The sequence below is a fragment of the Cypionkella sp. genome (genome assembly GCF_030652235.1).
Classification (GTDB): Bacteria; Pseudomonadota; Alphaproteobacteria; order Rhodobacterales; family Rhodobacteraceae; genus Cypionkella.
In genome coordinates this window covers 23,900-42,359 of the sequence record NZ_JAUSBA010000058.1, presented here as the reverse complement: position 1 = coordinate 42,359, position 18,460 = coordinate 23,900, and the positions used below count along the sequence as shown (strand labels likewise).

Genomic DNA, 18,460 nt, shown 5'->3' with positions numbered 1-18,460 from the left:
GGCATCCCGCCTTCAGCCTGACGCAGGATCGCGAGGATCTGCGCCTCAGTGTATCTGCTTGTCTTCATTCGGAATCTCCTCGTTCATATTGCCGAGAAAATTCTACTTATGCAGCCCCTTACTTTCAGGGGGGATTACCACGGCACTTGCTGCCGTGCGTGGCGTTCGCTCTATGCCTGCTGCCCACGTGGCGAAGTTGCATCGGGAAGAACTGTTGCAGCGCAGTGAGGCGGTCCAGACGCCACAAACCGCGCCGCCTAATCATCCGCGTCACCCAAATTCAACCATAGCGCGGTCCACTCTACAGGCCGATACGTCTCAAATAGCTGTGGGCGGAGGACAAAAGGCGTCGCGCAACGCTGCGATTACCGGTTTAACGTCGTCACGCAAGAGATTGTAGATCACGGTTTTTCCGTCTCGACGTGTCCCAACATAGCCTTCGGCCCGCAGTCGCATAAGTTGCTGAGAAACTGTTGGCTGTGACAGACCAAGCGCGTCGGAGAGGCTGCCTACCGAAAGCTCTTGATCCAGCAAAAGGCACAGAATTTGCAAGCGCCCCTCATGCGATAGGGTCTTCAGGAAGTTCACGGCCTTGGCCACGGCATTGGCACTGCCGCCAAAACCTTCTGCGTCAAGAACGGGTCTCGTCATGGAGGCTCCTGCAACTGTGGGCCTTGATGTTTATGCGCGGCTTACTCGAAGGCGCAACCCTTCTTGATTCCGAACGCGCGGAAAACCGAAGCTGCCGGGCAAAAGCCCGTGAGGGAGGACTGAATCAGGTTCGCCCCAATAAAAACGGTGAACCAGACGAAATGGGGGGAGACGAAGGCCGTCAAGACCACGCTAAGCAGGGTCATGCAGCCTGCGAACAACAGAACGGAACGATCGAGGGTCATTTCAGTTTCCTTAAGGTTGGGGGCCGGGGCGAAACGTCCCGGCGGCGGGCCTTAGCCCTTTTTGGTTTCTTTCAGTTTGTCGATGCCCAGCACCTTGAGTGCCAGGCTTTCGTAGAACGGCTCGGACTTGCCCTGCCGTAGCTTGCGCATGAAGTATTTCTCGAATCCCACCTTGGCGAGGTGAACCCATTTCCCACTGGACGACCAGTTCACGTTGCGCGGCGGGATTTGCGGTTGCGCCACAAAGGCGATGCCGCCGTCGCCGAAATCAGCCAGACAGATGGCGTTCCAGGTGCCGACCTGATCAGGCTCTGCGCCGCGCACCAGTTTACCGATGTTGTGGGCGGTGGCTGTAACCATGGATTCAATCATGAAGCCGGTCTTGGGCACGCCGCAGGCCACCGGAGTAGGCGCAAGCGGCGGGATGGCCACACAGACGCCCACGGCAAAGATATTCTTGAACCTTGGGTTCTGCTGGTGCTGATCGACAAGGGTAAAGCCGCGCGGATTGGACAGACCTTCAATCCCCGACACCGGTTTGATGCCGCGAAAGGCGGGCAGCATCATGGAATAGGCGAAGGGCAGAACCTTTTCGGGCTTGGCCACGCCATCTTCACCAACCTCCTCCACGGTCATCTTGCCGTCTTCGACCTTTTTGATCCGGGTCGAGGTCATCCATTTGATCGTCTTGGACCGCATCTCGGATTCCAGAAGGCCCTTGGTGTCGCCCACGCCATCAATGCCCAGGTGGCCGACATAGGGCTCGGGGGTCACGAAGATCATCGGCACCTTGTCGCGGATTTCCGCGCGGCGCAGAGCGGTTTCAAGGATGAACAGAAACTCATACGCCGGGCCGAAGCAGCTTGCCCCCTGTGCCGCCCCGATGATCACCGGGCCGGGGTTCTTCAGCAGGTGCTGGAAGGCCAGTTCGGCCTTTTCAGCATGGTCGATGTGGCAGACCGACTGGGTAAAGCCGTCCTGCGGGCCAAGGCCCGGAACCTCGTCAAAGGCCAGCTCAGGGCCGGTGGCAATCACAAGATAGTCGTAAGCCACCGATTGGCCGTCAACCAGTTCAATGCGGTTCTCCTGCGGGTGCAGACGTTCGGCGGCAACAGGGATAAAGTTGATCTTCCTCTTGGCCATTGTCGGGGCCAGATCGACGGTAATCTCCGCGCGCTTGCGCCAACCCACCGCAATCCACGGGTTCGAGGGGACGAAGTGATAGGTCGGGTCCTTGGTCACCACGGTGACCGTGTCTTCTTTGCGAAGCTGGTCCTTGAGTTCGTAGGCCATGATGGCCCCGCCAAGTCCCGCTCCAAGTACGACGACATGCGCCATTGCAAACTCCTCTGTTACGTATGAACCGCAGGGCCTCCCGCCCGGCGGGCAGAACGTCAGGTCTTGAACACGCGGTAGATCGCCGGGATGACCAGCACGGTCAGCAGGGTTGACGACAGCAGCCCGAACAGCAGCGAGATCGCCAGGCCCTGGAAGATCGGGTCGGACAGGATCACCACGGCCCCGATCATGGCGGCAATAGCCGTCAAGAGGATCGGCTTGAAGCGGACCGCCCCGGCCTCGACCAGAATGTCGATGGTGACCAGGCCGTTGCCGCTGTTGCGGATGAAGTCGACCAGCAGGATCGAGTTCCTGACGATGATCCCCGCCAGGGCGATGAAGCCGATCATCGAGGTGGCCGAGAAGGGCGCGCCAAACAGCCAGTGTCCCGCTACGATGCCAAGGAAAGTCAACGGGATTGGCGTCAGGATTACCAAGGGCAGCCGGAACGAGCCAAATTGGGCGACCACAAGGATGTAAATGCCCAGCAAGGCCACGCCGAAGGCCGCCCCCATGTCGCGGAAGGTGACGAAGGTGACTTCCCACTCGCCATCCCACAGAAGCGTGACGCGGCTTTCGTCCTGCGGCTGGCCGTGCAAGCTGATGGTGGGCTTGCCGTTCGGCCAGTCCTGTTTGCTGATTTGATCGGCCACGGCGAGCATGCCGTACAAAGGCGCTTCAAATTGCCCAGCCAGTTCCGCCGTCACCATCTCGGCGTAGCGGCCATTGTGGCGGAAGATCGGATAAGAAGCGGGCTCTTCCGCCACTGTCACGACATCGCCCAGTTCCACCACCGATTTGGCGCCGGGCAGCACATTGGCAGGGATCGGCGTGGTCATGAATCGCTGGTCCATCACGCGGTCAGACTTGGGCCGCGCGACCTGCAGCGGGATCGGGAGCCGCCCCTCGCCCCGGTTGGAATAGCCCACCGTCTGCCCGCCGTTCAGCAAGGCGATGGTGTCGAACACGTCTTGTTCCTGCACCCCGAAGAAGTCGAGGTTGTCGGTCGACACCGTCGCCCGCAACCGGCGCGCCGGGGTGCCGTAACTGTTATCAACATCGACGATGAAGGGGACCGCCTCAAACGCCATTTGAATCTTGGCGGCGGCAGCGCGGCGGGTGGCGGCGTCGGGGCCATAGACCTCGGCCAGAAGGGTCGAGATCACCGGCGGGCCGGGCGGCGGTTCGACCACTTTCAGGCTGCTGCCGGCCGGCATGGTCAGTGCGGCCAGCTTGGTGCGGATGTCCAGTGCTATGGCATGGCTGGCGCGGGCACGGTCGCCCTTTGGCGTCAGATTGATCGCCACTTCGCCCAATTGCGGTTCCTGACGCAGGTAGTAGTGCCGCACCAGACCGTTGAAGTTGAAGGGGGCCGCGGTTCCGGCATGGGTCTGCACGGTGGTCACCTCCGGCATCTGCATGACGATCGCGGCCACGTCCTGTGCGACGCGGTCGGTCGCTTCGACCGAAGACCCTTCGGGCAGGTCGATCATCACCGACAGTTCAGATTTATTGTCGAAGGGCAAAAGCTTGACCGTGACATCGCGGGTATACAGGGCAACCAGCGAGCCGAAGGACAGCGCCGCAGTCACAAGCAGGAAGGTCAGCGACCGCGCCTTTGACTGCAGCAAGGGCCGGGCCACGCGGTTATAGGCGCGCGCCATCCAGCCGCCGTGATGCTCGCCAGAGATGTCGTCATCGCCGTGCGCCGTTATATCGGCCCGGCCCGCGATCTTGACCATCAGCCACGGGGTGATGATGACGGCCACAAAGAACGAGAAGATCATCGCGGCGCTGGCATTGGCCGGGATGGGCGACATATACGGCCCCATCAGGCCCGAGACGAATAGCATCGGCAGCAGCGCCGCCACCACGGTCAGTGTGGCCACGATGGTGGGATTGCCCACCTCGGCCACCGCGTCGATGGCGGCGGCGGACCGGCTGCGGCCATCCTTCATGCCCCAATGCCGCGCGATGTTCTCGATCACCACGATGGCATCGTCGACCAGAATCCCGATCGAGAAAATCAGCGCAAACAGGCTAACGCGGTTCAGCGTGTAACCCATGATCCACGCCGCAAACAGCGTCAGCAGGATCGTGACCGGGATGACGATGGCCACCACGATGGCCTCGCGCCAGCCGATGGCAAACAGGACCAGAACGATGATCGACACCGTGGCAAGTCCAAGGTGGAACAGCAGCTCGTTGGCTTTCTCATTGGCGGTCTCACCATAGTCGCGGGTGACGGTGACGGTCACCGAGTCAGGGATTTGATGGCCCTTAAGCGCCTCGACCTGCGTAAGGACCTGTTCGGCCACCACAACCGCATTGGCGCCAGCGCGCTTGGCAATGGCCAGCGTAACGGCGGGGGACCGGGTGATCGACCCATCGGCGTTGCGGATGATGTTGGCGACGGTATGGTCAGAGGTATCGGCCACATAGACGACCGCGGCCACGTCAGAAACATAGACCGGGCGGCCATCCCGCGTGGTCAGCAAAAGCTGCGCCACAGCGGCTGGCGCGGTCAGTGTCTGGCCCGCCACAAGGTCGATCTGTTGACCGCCGTCGCGCAGCTTGCCGGTGTTCAGCGTGCGGTTCGCTTGTCCCACCTTCAGCGCCAGTTGTTGCAGCGTCACACCGTAAAGCGCCAACCGATCCGGATCAGGCTGGATCTGGATGGCATCCTGCGCGTCGCCGACCAGATAGGTCAGTCCGACGTTGTCGGCCTTGGCAACCTCGGTCTGCAGGGTGCGGGCGATGCGGGTCAGGTCGTTGGCCGAAATGTTCTCGCCGGGGGCTGAAGACAGCGTCAGGGACAAGATCGCCACATCATCAATGCCGCGCCCGATGATCAGGGGTTCGGGGATGCCCAAGGGAATCCGGTCCATGTTGGCGCGCACCTTGTCATGCACGCGCAGCATCGCTTCGTCGGCATTGGTCCCCACGGCGAAGCGCGCCGTGACCATGGCCGCGTCGTCGCGGGTCGAAGAATAGACATGCTCCACCCCGTTGATCCCCTTTACGATGACCTCAAGGGGTTCGGTTACCAGCTTGACGGCATCCTCAGCCTTCAAGCCTTGCGCTTGCACATGGATATCGACCATCGGCACCGAGATTTGCGGCTCTTCCTCGCGCGGAAGCGAGACGACGGCCAACATCCCGGCGGCGAGGGCGGCCAGAATGAACAGCGGGGTCAGGGCCGATTGAATGAAGGCCTGAGTCAGACGTCCGGCGAGACCCAAAGGCTTGTCTGCCGGCTTGTCAGAGAAATTACTCATTTTGCGGCACTGGGTAGGATGTGGTCACCCGCTTCAAGGCCTGACAGAATCTCAACCATCTCGACCCCGTCAATGATCGCGTGTTCTCCCGGAACGACGCTGCGTTGAACCGGCCCAGAGGCCGTTTCGACGCCAACAAAATCCAGACCGGCGGTTGACGAAATCGCCGTCACCGGCACCATCAGCGCGTTCCGCTGGCCAACCGGCAGCCGCACCAGCATTCGCGCTTGGACGAAGGTATCGGGCAGACCTGCCAGTTCAACATCGGCAATCACCCTTCCATTCTGAATCAGCGGGTAAATCCGCGACAGGGTGCCCGTCTGGGTCGTATCGCCTGCGGAAATCTCGATCTTGTCGCCCTGATGCAGGCTGGGGGCATGACGTTCAGGAATAGAGATCCGCAGGAAGGTTCCGCCACCGCCGATCAGGGCAATCTCCTCGCCCGGCATCACCACCCCGCCTTTCGAGACGGGCACATCCAGCACCCGCCCATCGGCAGGCGCCAGCACCGTGCCCTCTTTGACCTGTTGGCTGATCACCTCGGTCTGCGCATCCAGCGCCGCGATCTGGCCCTTGAACACATCGACCCGCGTGCGCAAGGCATCCAACCCCTGCGCTGTCGTCACCCCCTGCTTCAGCAGGCTTTCGCCCCGCGTGAGTTCGGCTTGCGCATTCGTCAACTGTGCTTCCAACGCGCCCCGCTGCGCAGAAAGCGCCGAGAGTTGAAACGCCAGCTTTTCATCTTCTATCCGCCCGATGGGCTGACCCGCGGTGACCAGATCTCCCTCGACAACGGTCAACCCAATCAATGTACCACCAAGGCGAGCCCGCGCGGGGATGCGGTCCCTTGCCTCGACCTGACCGTAAACCGCCTTCCACTCGATGATCGTGGTCGGCTGCAGGGCTGGCGTTTCAGCATAAGCCAAGCCGCCAAACAAGGGCAGCACGGCGCATAAAAGGCTTTTCAGGGCAGAGCGCATGATTCAGGTCCTCACTTCGGTGCAGCATACATATTCTTATATATGAATTTGTAAATGTATAATTTGCAAGAAAATGCCGCAACTGGCCGTATCCCGAGCGCTCAGGTTCAGACGCGCGGGCCGTTTGGGTAAGTCTATCTGAGAATTTTGGCGTCAAATATGATCCAGATCATCCGCAGAACGGCCGCGCGACATTACATTTAGCATATGGAATGTGAAATCATCGGAAGCTGATCATAAGAAAGAATCTGGCGGCCACACTGGCCACCACTGTTGCGGCCTATGCTTGGTCCATCACTGACTTCGAACCCTAGCTGTTTGATCCCGGGCTTTGATGGTGCAATCTTTCCAAAGCAACGCGGGCAATGCCGACGCCACCCCGATGGCCCTGCAGTCTCTGTCCGACAAGGGGGCAACGCCTGCGTCAGGTCGCCAAAGGCCGGATGGGGGGCTGTGTGTTGTCGTGGGTCACCCAAACCGCAATGACGGCACGGACCTTGCGCTGAACACGCGCAGGCAGCTAGGATCGATGCAATGTGCCGGGATGGCACAGCCAGCAAACCCATTCAGCCTAAAAGGTGTTGTGCAGCAACAGCCCATTCTGCGCGGCGATAATTGCCGCATGGGCACGGTTTTTTGCTTTCAGTTTTGTGCAAATCGACCGCATGTGCATTTTCACGGTCACTTCTGCAACATCAACTTTCCAAGCAATTTCTTTGTTGGTCAGACCGTCAGAGACGTGGTTCAGGATGCGCAGTTCCTTGAGTGATAGGCGCTCCAGATCTTCGATTTCCGGCTCTTTTGGCGGGCTATATGCGACGAAGGGCACAAAAATCTGCCCCGAGGCTATCAGATGGATCGCTGTCGCAAGCGATTTTAGCGGCAGCGTCTTTGGGATGAAACCGCGTGCCCCCAGCGCCAAGGCCTGCGTGATAAAGTCAGGAGCGATATTGCCCGAAAACACCACAACCGCGCCGTCGGCGTTCACCTTGACGAAATCCTCGATGCTTTTCAGCCCATTCATCCCCGGCATGACGATATCCAACAACAGCACATCGACTTTGCCAAGTTTAGAGATTGCGGCCAAAGCCGCCATGTAGCTGTCTGCTGTGGTTACGGAAAACCGTTTATCGAACGACAGAGCCTGCGCCAATGCGTCCCGCACAAGGTCGTGATCATCCGCAATCAGAACGGAAACTGTGGAGTGGGTGTGTGATTTTTCCATACGAAGGTGCGGCTTTCTCTGCACATTTTTCTTGTTTTTGGCACACTTACATGACCTTCTGGCACTGGCACATTCCAATGAATTCGCATGATATCCATAGGATATGCAACAACATAGATCAGTTACTAAAGTATATGACCCTGCGCCAATCTATCTAAAGTATAACTATCAACTCTGCTGTATTTCATGCACGCGCGTCATGCGATAGAGAGGTCAATGTGTCGTTTGGCCGTGGAAAGGGCATATCGAATGATATCAAGGCGTACATTTGTGGCTTCACTTGCCTGTTGGGTGCCGATCTCGGCTTTGGCACAGACGCCCGCCCTTGCGATGCCGCAGGGCACGGTGCTGTTGGAAGCAGATGGCGCCATCCATCGGCGAAACGCAGGCACGACAGCCCAGTTTGACCTTGCCATGCTGGACGCTTTGCCACAAACCAGCTTTAGCACCACCACAATCTGGACCGAAGGTATGGTATCTTTTTCGGGCCCTACTCTGATGTCGGTGCTGGATTCGATCGAAGCCGAGCCAGGGCAGATCACGGCCATTGCCGCCAACGAATACAGCATCGCGCTTTCGCCTGACACTGTAGATGCATCTTATCCGATTCTGGCGACACGCAAGAACGGCCTGCCATTTTCGCTGCGCGAGTCGGGGCCAATTTGGCTGATCTACCCATTTGATTCATATGAAAAATACAGAAACGATCTGATTTACTCACAAAGCGTGTGGCAACTGATCCAGTTGCGTGTGAACGCCCCATAAATGCGCATCACGATCCCAATTTGGGCTTGGTTAAGAAAAAACGTAACCAACCGCGGTCTGGGCAACTTCACTGCGGCCCTCATTATAGTAGGGATCATTGGGTTAGAGCTGACAGCCCTGGTTGTCATGAAAAAGATGGATGCTCTGAAGTCCGGTCGATTCGACAATTCCATCTGGACCGTGTCGCAACTGGAAGTCGAGTTTCAACGCTTTCTTCTGGCAACGCACAACGCTGTTGATGCGCCTTTGGCCAGCAGGCCCAACGCCATTGCCGCGGTTGTCAACAGTTTTGACATTTATTTTAGGCGCATCAGCATCGTTTCGGCGCGCATAAACTACTTTCGCATTGAAGATAATAAACGACTTGCGCTGCGTCTGGGGATGTCCAAGATCGAGGCCCATCTGCGCGAGCTTGCGCCGCTTGTTGACAACAGTGCGGGGCAGAACGCCGATTATTTTCGGAGGCTTTTGGCCGAGGCCGAGTTAATTTTACCAGTTTTGCGGCAGAACGCTATGGACACCCTTGACGGGATCGTGCGCAACGACACGACAGAATTCTCGAACCGCGTGCTTGTGCTGAAATGGCTGATGGTGCTGACCCAAGGCGCCGCCATCTTGTTGGGGGGCATCGCGGTGTTCGTGCTGCGGCAATCTTCGTTGTTGACGCGGCGCACTGTGGATTTCGCCCGCATCAGCGCGAATTTAACCAAAGCGATCGAAACATCGCTGGATGCGGTGATCATCACCGATGTTTCTGGCCGGATCAGCAGCTTTAACACGGCGGCTGAAACCATGTTTGGCCACAGCCTTGCCGAGGTGAAGGGCGATCTTGTCGAAAACCTGTTGCACCGCGACGATCGTGCCCAGCGAAAGGGCCAACTGAGCGGGCGGCAGATAGCAGCAAACCTGGTACGTTCGGCCAACAAGGGTCGGGTGCGTCTGACGCTGCAAAAAAGCGACGGCTCTGATTTCATGGCAGAGGTTGCCATCGCTTCGGATGTGGACGTCGACGGCAAGCCGATCTTCCTCGCCTTTCTGCGCGATATCACAAAACTGGTCGAGGCCGATGCAATACAACGGGCGGCGCGGCTTGAAGCCGAACGCAGGGCTGCCGCCAACGCGCGCTTTCTGGCGGTGATGAGCCACGAAATGCGCACGCCGTTGCATGGCGTCATCGCGGCAATCGACCTTTTGGGTGGGACTACCACGGACGCACAAAGACGGCCATTGCGAAAAATTGCACGGGATTGCGCGGGTGCCGCGCTTGAGCAGATTGAAGAGGTGCTGCAACTGGCCTCGGACGATGCGGCAGATGTTCCGGGTGTGGTGTTGACATTTTTTCCAGTCGAGCTTGCAAAGTTAATCGTGGATCAGATGCAGTACCTTGCATCTGCCAATACTACCTTGCTGTCGCTTGATTTCGACCCCGCTTTGTCGGGGCCGATGCTGGGCAATCGCCGCGCGTTTCGCAGCGCATTGGCCAATCTGGTGGGCAACGCGATCAAATTCACCAAACAGGGCACGATCACTGTACGGATTTTCCCGACGCCTGACATGGTGGGGAAAATGCGGGTTGAAGTGCGCGATACAGGGATTGGCATTGAACCCCAGCACCTGACCCGCATTTTTGATGATTTTGTGACCGTGGCCGATCCGAGGCTGGAATCCTTTGGCGCATCGGGTCTTGGGTTGGGTATCGTGCGCCGTGCCGTCGATTTAATGGGCGGCACATTGCAGCTTGAAAGCACCTTCGGAAACGGCAGCCGCTTCTGGTTCGACATTCCGCAAAGCATCGCACCGCTCATACCCGTTGATCGCGTCGAGGCGGCGCAGGATGAGGCATCGGTTTCGCCGCTGACTGTGCTGGTGGTGGATGACAACGTGGTGAACCGATTGCTGCTGGAACAAATGCTAAAGCGGCTGGGGCATAGCGTCGAATTGGCGAGTGATGGGGCGGTCGCCGTCAAAGTCGCAGCTCAGCGCCAGTTCGACTTGATCCTGATGGATATCAACATGCCGGAAATGAACGGTTTGGAAGCCACGCGGTTGATTCGCGCCAGTGGGGCCTCGGCCAAGGTTCCGATCATGGGGGTGACCGCCAATGCCATGCCGCAAGACTTCGCGCGGTTCATAGCGGCTGGAATGAACTGCACACGGGTCAAACCGATCACCTCGGCTGCATTGGCGATCCATTTGCAGGGTTTGGCCTCTGCGCCTCCTCCTGCGCCTGCGACTGCGCAGGACAACCCACACCCGCTGATCGCCGTTGAAAGTCTGCGCGACATGCAGGCTGTGTTACAACGCGATGATTTTCTGGCGTTGGTGCATACTGCCCTGAGCGATGCAAACCTTGCCTTGATCAGCGCCCGCGATGCGCCCTTGGACGATGCGCTGGCCACGCAAATGCACCAAGCCGCCGGGTCAGTCGCAGTGATTGGGGCGCATCGGTTGTATAAGCTGCTTTGCGCGCTTGAGGATGCGATAAGGGCCGGCCAGTACATGGCAATTGCCACGCTGCTGGATGCGGCCATCGCGGCCAAACAAGACACGGACGAGTGGTTTGAGACACCATTTCCACTGCTGGTTGGTGCAAACACCTAAGGCCCTGCAGCGGTCTGATCGTCAAAAACCCGAGACCTCACTATCTTTGGCACAGCCTCTCACGCGGAAGATAGCGCCGGTTATGCCTTTGCGCCACGCCGTTTGGCACTACCGCATGCTAGTAAAAATTGGGCAACAAATTTACTCTGGGTGGCGGACCTGGGGTGATCGACCAACAGGCATTTTATGAAAGCCAAAAGGCATCTGAAACACCTGCCCTTACTCGGGGCAGAGCACGATAGGTATTGCTTACACTGGTTTGCAATGTGGCGTCGACCATTCAGCTGACGCAACGCGCATAGCGCCAAGATGCGGCGCATGCCCGCAAACGGTCAGGTACGGCACAAGAAACCTGTCTGACCGACCGATAAAATCCATAGAAATTAACAAGTACCGCGCTTGGCCCGGATGTGAAGTCACGTCCCGCCGTCGCTGAAGGAATAAAAATGGCAACCTTGACCGTTGGACTGCTTTCCACCTACCCGACAATTCAAGCCGCACTGGTTGCGGCCTTGCCCGGCGATACGATCAAGTTGGCGGTGGGTTACAGCAATGAAACCGCGACGATCACCAAAAGCAACATCACCGTCGATTCGGGGGCTTTGTCAGCGGGTATTCATTTGAAGCTTGCGACGGGAATCGCAAATGTGCAGCTGACCGGAACCGGCGCAATCGACGTGGTGGACAACACGTCAAGCAATACGATCACCGGAAATGCGGGCGATAACGTGATCACCGTGACGGGTGGACTCGATGTGGTCAATGGCGGCTTGGGCGATGATCGCCTGGTCATTGACTATCACACCGCAACTAACTCGGTGATTGGCACCGCGACCACCGGGTTCGCGGCACTCGGCACTGGCTCTGTCACCACGACGCCGGGCAGTATTGAACATTTCACCGTTCTTGCCGGGTCAGGCTCTAACACGCTGACCACAGGTGCGGGAAATGACTATATTGAAACTGCGGGGGCCGGCGACAACCTGATCGATGCGGGCGAAGGCAACAATACCGTAAAAACCGGTGCCGGTGTCGATACGATCACCGTCGGTAGCGGTAACGATATCATCAACGCGGGCGAAGGCGCCAACACCATCACGGGGATTGGTGGGGATAAACTTATCGTCACGGGTGCCGGGGCCGATACCATCACCGTGACGGATGGTAACAACAACATCTTCGCGGGCGAAGGCGCCAATACGATCACAGCCGTCCGTGGCAATAACATTATCCACGCTGGCAGTGGTGTCGATACGATCACCGTGACCTCTGGCACAAACATAATTTATGCGGGGGATGGTGCCAATACGATCACAGCCACCTCGGGCAACAACACCATTTACGGCGGTACTGGTGTTGACACCATCGCCGTGACGAGCGGCGGCAACTACATCGATGCCGGCAATGGCGCCAACACAATCACCGCAAGCTCTGGAAATGACACCATTATTTCCGGTACCGATACCGACACCATCTTCACTGGTGCAGGCGACGATAGCATCACGGTAAGGGGCGGCACAGACGGGGTTGCAGGCGGCGTGGGCAATGACACACTTGTGGTTGATTACGCCAACGCGACGACAGACGTCATAAGCACGATACCCGTGGGCATTTTGGACACCGGGTATGCAGGTGCCTTTACCAAGGGTGTTACTGGAACGGTTACCTACGCGGGAATTGAAACGTTCGATATCAGAACGGGCAGCGGCGACGATTTAATCTACACCGGGGGTGGCAATGACACCATCAATACCGGCGCAGGCGCGGATCACGTTCATGCCGGGGGGGGGGCTGACCTGATTTATGGCAGCGTCGGCGATGAGATTGACGGGGGTGAGACCGGAACAGACTTTGACACGCTCAACCTATACGGCATCGGGCGCTACGAAATCGACTATGATCCAATGAATGGCGAAAACGGCACCGTCTATCTGCTGAATGCAGAAGGAGGAAGAACCGGCGAAACTCTGTCCTTCACCAATGTTGAGAACATCGTCGCCTGTTTCACACCCGGTACATTGATTGCCACACCTCAGGGTGCACATGCGATCGAGACTCTGAAGGCGGGCGATCTGGTGCTGACGCTGGATCACGGCTTCAGACCTATTGTGTGGGTCGGAATCAAGCGCCTATCGAGCGCGCTGCTCGCGGCAGATGCTGCGCTGCAACCGATCTCAATTCAGCGCGGGGCCTTTGGCAACGACACCCCCAACCGCGATATGCTGGTATCGCGTCAGCATCGCATGATGGTGTCCAGTCCAAGAGCCGAACTGCTGTTTGATACCCATGAAGTCTTGGTCCGGGCAAAGCATCTTGTTTCGCTTCCCGGCATCGAGGAAGTCTATTTAGAGTCGGTGACTTACATACATATCATGTTCGATCAGCACGAGATTGTGCTTGCCGATGGCGCATGGAGCGAAAGTTTTCAGCCCGGGGATCGCACCCTGGCTGGGATCGATGCCGACCAGCGGCAAGAACTGGCGGCAATCTTTCCCGAGCTTTCTGACGCGAATCGCTTCGCAGAGTTTGACGCGGCGCGACTTACGCTGAAAGCCCATGAGGCGCTCGTCTTGCTGGCGGCCTAGCAAGGCGGCACAAAGTCTCGATCGCTGCGCTGCGCGGTCGCCACATCAGCAAATCTGTGTCGCTGATGTGGCGACTTCGCGGCAACACCTCGCACACACTCAAATAAGACGCAATCGTAGCGGCTAGTGTGTCCAGCTGCGCGTTGATGAAAGGCTGTTATGACAATCCTCACTGTTGGACCGACGTCTGCGTACCAGACGATTCAAGCGGCAATGGCTGCAGCTTTTCCGGGCGATACCATCATGTTGCAGGCTGGCTACAGCAACGAGATCGCCACAATCACCCAAGACAACATAACAATTGATGCGGGTGCTTTATCGTCGGGCATTCATCTGCACCTTGCGCCGGGGGTTGCCAACCTGCATCTGGCCGGAACCGCTTCGATCAACGTGTTGGACGCTGGATCGGGGAACGTGATCAGCGGCAACGCGGGCGATAATCTGATCACGGTGACGGGTGGCACGGATCACGTCGATGGCGGTTTGGGCGATGATCGCCTTGTCATCGACTATCATTCTGCAACGGCTGCAATGAACGGCTCGTCAGACAGCGGCTTTGCCGCCGCCGATGCAGGCTTGGTCACGGTCACTGCCGGAACGATTGAACATTTCACCATTCTGGCCGGATCGGGCATCAATACATTGACCACCGGCGCTGGCGATGACCGCATCGAAACCGCCGGGTCCAGCGCCAACACCATCGCGGCGGGCGACGGCGACAACACGGTGATCACGGGGGCTGGCGCTGATACCATCACCGTGGGGGGCGGTCGCGACATCATCATGGCAGGCGACGGGGCAAATACCATCACGGGCCTCGGCGGCGACAAGATCATCACCGCCGCTGCGGGTGCCGATACCATCACCTTCACCACCGGCAACAACACGGTCCACGCCGGGGCTGGGGCCAATACGATCACCGGCACTTCGGGCAACAGCAAAATCTGGGCGGGTGACGGGGCTGATACCATCACGCTGACCTCGGGCCACAATGTGATCCGGGCCGAGGGCGGTGCCAACACCATCACCGCGACGTCCGGCAACAATATCATCACGGCGGGGGCTGGGGCCGATACCGTCACCGTCACCTCGGGCAACAACGCGATCTGTGTGGGCGAGGGCGCAAACACCGTCACCGCGACCTCTGGCAACAACACCATCGTCACGGGCAGTGGTGCCGACACCATCACTGTGACCAGCGGCAACAACACCATCCATGCCGGGGATGGCGCCAACACCATCACCGCCACCTCGGGCCACAACACCATCATCAGCGGTAACGGCGCAGACACCATCGCGACATCCGATGGCGGCAATTACATCGCGGCGGGCAACGGGGCCAACACCATCGCAACCGGGGCCGGAGACGACACCATCATCACCGGCGTTGACATCGACACCGTCGATGCGGGCGCGGGCGACGACAGCATTACCATCAACGGTGGCACAGATGGCATCGCGGGCGGCGCTGGATCAGACGTGCTGATCGTCGATTTTTCCGCAGCGACTGGCCCTGTCGTGATCAGCGCGCTTGCGGGCACCTACAGCGCTGGATACGCCGGAAACGTCTCGGGCTTGGGCGTTGCCACCTTTGCGGGTATTGAGACATTCAACCTGCGCAGCGGATCAGGCGATGATTGGCTGGCGACGGGCGGTGGCGATGACACCATCGACGCAGGTGCGGGACAGGATCATGTCGCAGCCGGCGCAGGCTCTGACCTGATCCTTGGCGGTATTGGCGATGTGATTGACGGAGGCGAAGGCGGTTCCGATCTTGACACGCTTAACCTGCACGGCATCGGGCCATATGAAATCGTCTACGACCCCCTGAACGGCGAAAATGGCACCGTCTATCGGCTGGATGCACAGGGGCAGCGCACCACCGAAAGCCTGTCCTTCAGCAACATCGAACAGATCACCGATATCGCCGTTGAAGTGGCCCCTCCCCCTGCCCCGACACATCTGAGCGTGGTGGAAGATACCGCCTCGGCGCTGGATTTATCGTCGCTGACCGTCTCGAACTCGGATTGTTGCGAGGATCTGACCGTCGTGGTCAGCGCCACGGCAGGCACACTCAACGCCGAAAGCCATGATGGCGTGACAGTCAGCAACTCTGGCTCAGATGCCATCTCCCTGACAGGCGCGGCAGAGGATATTGACAGCTATCTCAACGCCATGACCAACATCCTTTACATGGGCGCTTTGGATGCGGTGGGCGACGCAGCTGCCGCAGTCACCGTCACTGCCGGTGATTGCGATGGCGCTGTCACGCTGGGCAGTTTCACCGTTGATATCACCCCAACCGACCATCCCCCCGAAGACACACCAATCAACGGTGTGTTTTCGGGCACCGAAGGCCCAGACACTGTGCTGGGAGGCGCGGGAAATGACCTGCTGCTGGGCAATGATGGCGACGATACTCTAGCCGGTGGCCCCGGAGATGATACGCTTTACGGCGGCAACGGCACCGACAGTTTGCTGGGCGGTGACGGCGATGATCTGCTGGTAAGTGGTGGAACTGACTGCGTCGTTATGGTGGTGATTGAAGGCCCAAGTTGGAGCCCTTGTGCCGATCTTCAGGGCAACGACACCCTGATCGGCGGGGCGGGCAACGACACGCTGCTGGGCAATTTCGGGGCTGAGTCGCTCGACGGTGGCAGTGGCGACGACATGATGGCTGGCGGGCCGGGCGATGACACCTATAGCGTTGAGTCTGCGGGTGATACCGTGACCGAAGATGCCTATGGCGGCTTGGACACGGTTCTCACCACGCTTGCCAGCTATACGCTGGGCGCCAACCTTGAAACGCTTGTGGCCATGGGTGTGGCCGGCTTTACCGGGACGGGCAACACGCAGGACAACACCCTCATCGGCAGCGCCGGGAATGACAGTTTAGATGGCGGCTTAGGGGCAGACACCATGCGCGGCGGTCTGGGCGATGACACCTACCACGTCGACTCGGGCAACGATTTGGTGGTCGAACTTTACAACGGTGGCTTTGATACGGTCGTAACCTCGGTCAGCTACACCCTTGGCGATAATATCGAATCCCTTATCCTGATCGGCTCTGCTGCACTGGATGCAACCGGTTCTGCCAGCGATAACCTGCTGGTCGGCAACAACGGCTCAAACCATCTTTGGGGCATGCGGGGCGATGATACCCTTTTGGGTGCAGACGGCGCGGATACGCTGGATGGCGGTGCTGGCGACGACAATATGCAAGGCGGCACAGGCAACGATACCTATTATGTCGATAGCCTTGGCGATGTGCTGACCGACCAAACCGCGAGCGGCACCGATACAGTGATCGCGGTCGTGGACTGGACCTTGGGCAGCAACTTTGAAACGCTGATCCTTGATGGTACAGATAATTTGAACGGCATCGGCAATTCCGAAGCCAACCTGATCTACGGCAACACGGGCGACAACGCGTTGTTCGGGATGGCCGGGAATGACACGCTGACGGGCGGCGGCGGCAACGACACATTGGATGGCGGTCTTGGTGCGGACACCATGAAGGGCGGCAATGGCGACGACACCTATGTTGTCGATACGACCTTCGACAGCGTAACCGAGGCTGCCTATGGCGGGACCGACGCCGTGCTGTCCTCGGTCAGCCTGACACTGGCGGCCAATGTCGAAAATCTGACCCTCACCGGACAAGCGGCGATCAACGCCATCGGCAACGCGGCAAGCAACCTGCTGATTGGAAACACGGCTGATAACCTACTGTCGGGCCTTGCCGGGCGCGATACGATGATCGGCGGCTTGGGCAATGACAGCTATACTGTCGACTCCGTCTTGGATATGCTGTTTGAATTTGCCGATGAAGGTACAGATCTTGTCACAAGTTCGGTCAACTGGACGCTCGGCAGCGGGTTTGAAGACCTGATGCTGTCCGGATCAACAGCCTCCAGCGGCACGGGAAATGCGCAGGCCAACGCCATCACCGGCAATGGTGCGGCCAATCGCTTGCTTGGACTGGCAGGCGATGACTCGCTGACCGGAAACGCAGGCAACGACACGCTGACGGGCGGCGCGGGTGCCGACCACTTCGTCTTCACCATGGCCAACGGCAATGGCGTCGACACGATCACCGATTTCAGCGCGCTGTCGGGTGGTGCGGACCAAGGCGATGTCTTCGAGTTTAACGGGCTGTTGATCGGCACCTTCGCCTATATGGGGGATGCTGCGTTTTCGGGTGGGTCGGACAATTCCGAGGCAAGGTTTGTTGGAACGCGGGTGCAGGTCGACGTGAACGGCGACGGTACGGCGGATATCCTCATCACCGTAAGCGGCCTGACAAACGCCGGGCAACTCAGCACGATGGATTTCATGTGGAGTTAAGCACTGCATAAAACGGGATTTGCGGTGTTACCCCCAGCTCGGCGCGGGTGATAAAGCTCGGCGCGCGTGATAGTGGTCACTGAAGTGTGGCCAAGCGTCCAAAGTTCTATCGAACGCGTCAGTTACAGTTTTCAGTGCTGCCGCAACGCGTTTCCCGCGCATGCCATTTGCGTGTCGCACTGCGCCACACCCGAAACCCTTGCTCAGCCAGAAACCGACGACGATCACCCCCAAGGACTGTCGCTATGACCGAGGAACGACCGGGGGCGAGGTCAGCAAGCTGGAACAGCAACTTCGGGTCGCACTTCAAACCCTTGGCTGCGTCGGGCACCCGGTCAATGGGTAGCTTCGATAAGCCATTCTTGATCCCCGCAGGCACTTTCGGGTTCACCTATCCGGTTTCGGTGGCGATCTTGATCTGTGATTTGCGCGGGCGCAGTTCGCA

The 18,460-nt window shown here is 58.8% G+C and carries 11 protein-coding genes; 4 read left to right on the top strand and 7 right to left on the bottom strand.

What is annotated here, in order from left to right:
- Nucleotides 1-318: 318 nt before the first annotated feature.
- From Q7V03_RS19915 to Q7V03_RS19890, 6 genes are all read right to left on the bottom strand, one after another.
- Nucleotides 319-651 carry a helix-turn-helix transcriptional regulator gene (locus Q7V03_RS19915; RefSeq protein WP_304927334.1) on the bottom strand — a complete coding sequence of 111 codons (333 nt, stop codon included), beginning with the start codon at nt 649-651 and terminating at the stop codon, nt 319-321.
- 41 nt (nt 652-692) lie between these two features.
- Nucleotides 693-896 carry a DUF2892 domain-containing protein gene (locus Q7V03_RS19910; RefSeq protein ID WP_304927333.1) on the bottom strand — a complete coding sequence of 68 codons (204 nt, stop codon included), beginning with the start codon at nt 894-896 and terminating at the stop codon, nt 693-695.
- A 51-nt stretch (nt 897-947) separates the two neighbouring features.
- The gene (locus tag Q7V03_RS19905) at nt 948-2,234 is read right to left on the bottom strand and encodes an NAD(P)/FAD-dependent oxidoreductase (RefSeq protein ID WP_304927332.1); all 1,287 of its coding nucleotides are present in this window, start codon (nt 2,232-2,234) and stop codon (nt 948-950) included.
- A gap of 56 nt (nt 2,235-2,290) precedes the next feature.
- Nucleotides 2,291-5,512, bottom strand: a complete 3,222-nt coding sequence (locus Q7V03_RS19900) for an efflux RND transporter permease subunit (protein ID WP_304927331.1) — start codon at nt 5,510-5,512, stop codon at nt 2,291-2,293.
- A complete protein-coding gene (locus tag Q7V03_RS19895) occupies nt 5,509-6,492 on the bottom strand; it encodes an efflux RND transporter periplasmic adaptor subunit (protein ID WP_304927330.1) in 984 nt (327 codons plus the stop codon). The genes Q7V03_RS19900 and Q7V03_RS19895 overlap by 4 nt, the downstream gene beginning before the upstream one ends.
- Nucleotides 6,493-7,063: 571 nt before the next feature.
- Nucleotides 7,064-7,717, bottom strand: a complete 654-nt coding sequence (locus Q7V03_RS19890) for a response regulator transcription factor (RefSeq protein WP_304927329.1) — start codon at nt 7,715-7,717, stop codon at nt 7,064-7,066.
- Nucleotides 7,718-7,987: 270 nt separating this feature from the next.
- Between Q7V03_RS19890 and Q7V03_RS19885 the strand changes: the two genes are divergently transcribed.
- Nucleotides 7,988-8,482, top strand: coding sequence for an oxidoreductase (locus tag Q7V03_RS19885; protein ID WP_304927328.1), 495 nt, complete (start codon nt 7,988-7,990; stop codon nt 8,480-8,482).
- Nucleotides 8,483-8,584: 102 nt separating this feature from the next.
- On the opposite strand, the gene Q7V03_RS19880 is transcribed toward Q7V03_RS19885, so the two are convergent.
- Nucleotides 8,585-8,884, bottom strand: coding sequence for a hypothetical protein (locus Q7V03_RS19880; RefSeq protein WP_304927327.1), 300 nt, complete (start codon nt 8,882-8,884; stop codon nt 8,585-8,587).
- On the opposite strand from Q7V03_RS19880, the gene Q7V03_RS19875 reads away from it, so the two are divergent.
- The 3 genes from Q7V03_RS19875 to Q7V03_RS19865 all read left to right on the top strand — a co-directional run bounded on the left by Q7V03_RS19875 (nt 8,864) and on the right by Q7V03_RS19865 (nt 18,015).
- Entirely contained in the window at nt 8,864-11,083 is a 2,220-nt protein-coding gene (locus Q7V03_RS19875) for an ATP-binding protein (protein WP_304927326.1), read from the top strand. The two genes, Q7V03_RS19880 and Q7V03_RS19875, sit on opposite strands and share 21 nt — an antisense overlap.
- Before the next feature lie 539 nt (nt 11,084-11,622).
- Entirely contained in the window at nt 11,623-13,668 is a 2,046-nt protein-coding gene (locus tag Q7V03_RS19870; protein ID WP_304927335.1) for a Hint domain-containing protein, read from the top strand.
- A gap of 159 nt (nt 13,669-13,827) precedes the next feature.
- A complete protein-coding gene (locus Q7V03_RS19865; RefSeq protein WP_304927325.1) occupies nt 13,828-18,015 on the top strand; it encodes a calcium-binding protein in 4,188 nt (1,395 codons plus the stop codon).
- Nucleotides 18,016-18,460: the final 445 nt, after the last annotated feature.

What these genes read in the sequence shown, in the direction of transcription:
- Q7V03_RS19915 (WP_304927334.1), bottom strand. Translation starts at nt 651, where the DNA reads ATGACGAGACCCGTTCTTGACGCAGAAGGTTTTGGCGGCAGTGCCAAT.
- Q7V03_RS19910 (WP_304927333.1), bottom strand. Translation starts at nt 896, where the DNA reads ATGACCCTCGATCGTTCCGTTCTGTTGTTCGCAGGCTGCATGACCCTG.
- Q7V03_RS19905 (WP_304927332.1), bottom strand. Translation starts at nt 2,234, where the DNA reads ATGGCGCATGTCGTCGTACTTGGAGCGGGACTTGGCGGGGCCATCATG.
- Q7V03_RS19900 (WP_304927331.1), bottom strand. Translation starts at nt 5,512, where the DNA reads ATGAGTAATTTCTCTGACAAGCCGGCAGACAAGCCTTTGGGTCTCGCC.
- Q7V03_RS19895 (WP_304927330.1), bottom strand. Translation starts at nt 6,492, where the DNA reads ATGCGCTCTGCCCTGAAAAGCCTTTTATGCGCCGTGCTGCCCTTGTTT.
- Q7V03_RS19890 (WP_304927329.1), bottom strand. Translation starts at nt 7,717, where the DNA reads ATGGAAAAATCACACACCCACTCCACAGTTTCCGTTCTGATTGCGGAT.
- Q7V03_RS19875 (WP_304927326.1), top strand. Translation starts at nt 8,864, where the DNA reads ATGTCCAAGATCGAGGCCCATCTGCGCGAGCTTGCGCCGCTTGTTGAC.
- Q7V03_RS19880 (WP_304927327.1), bottom strand. Translation starts at nt 8,884, where the DNA reads ATGGGCCTCGATCTTGGACATCCCCAGACGCAGCGCAAGTCGTTTATT.
- Q7V03_RS19865 (WP_304927325.1), top strand. Translation starts at nt 13,828, where the DNA reads ATGACAATCCTCACTGTTGGACCGACGTCTGCGTACCAGACGATTCAA.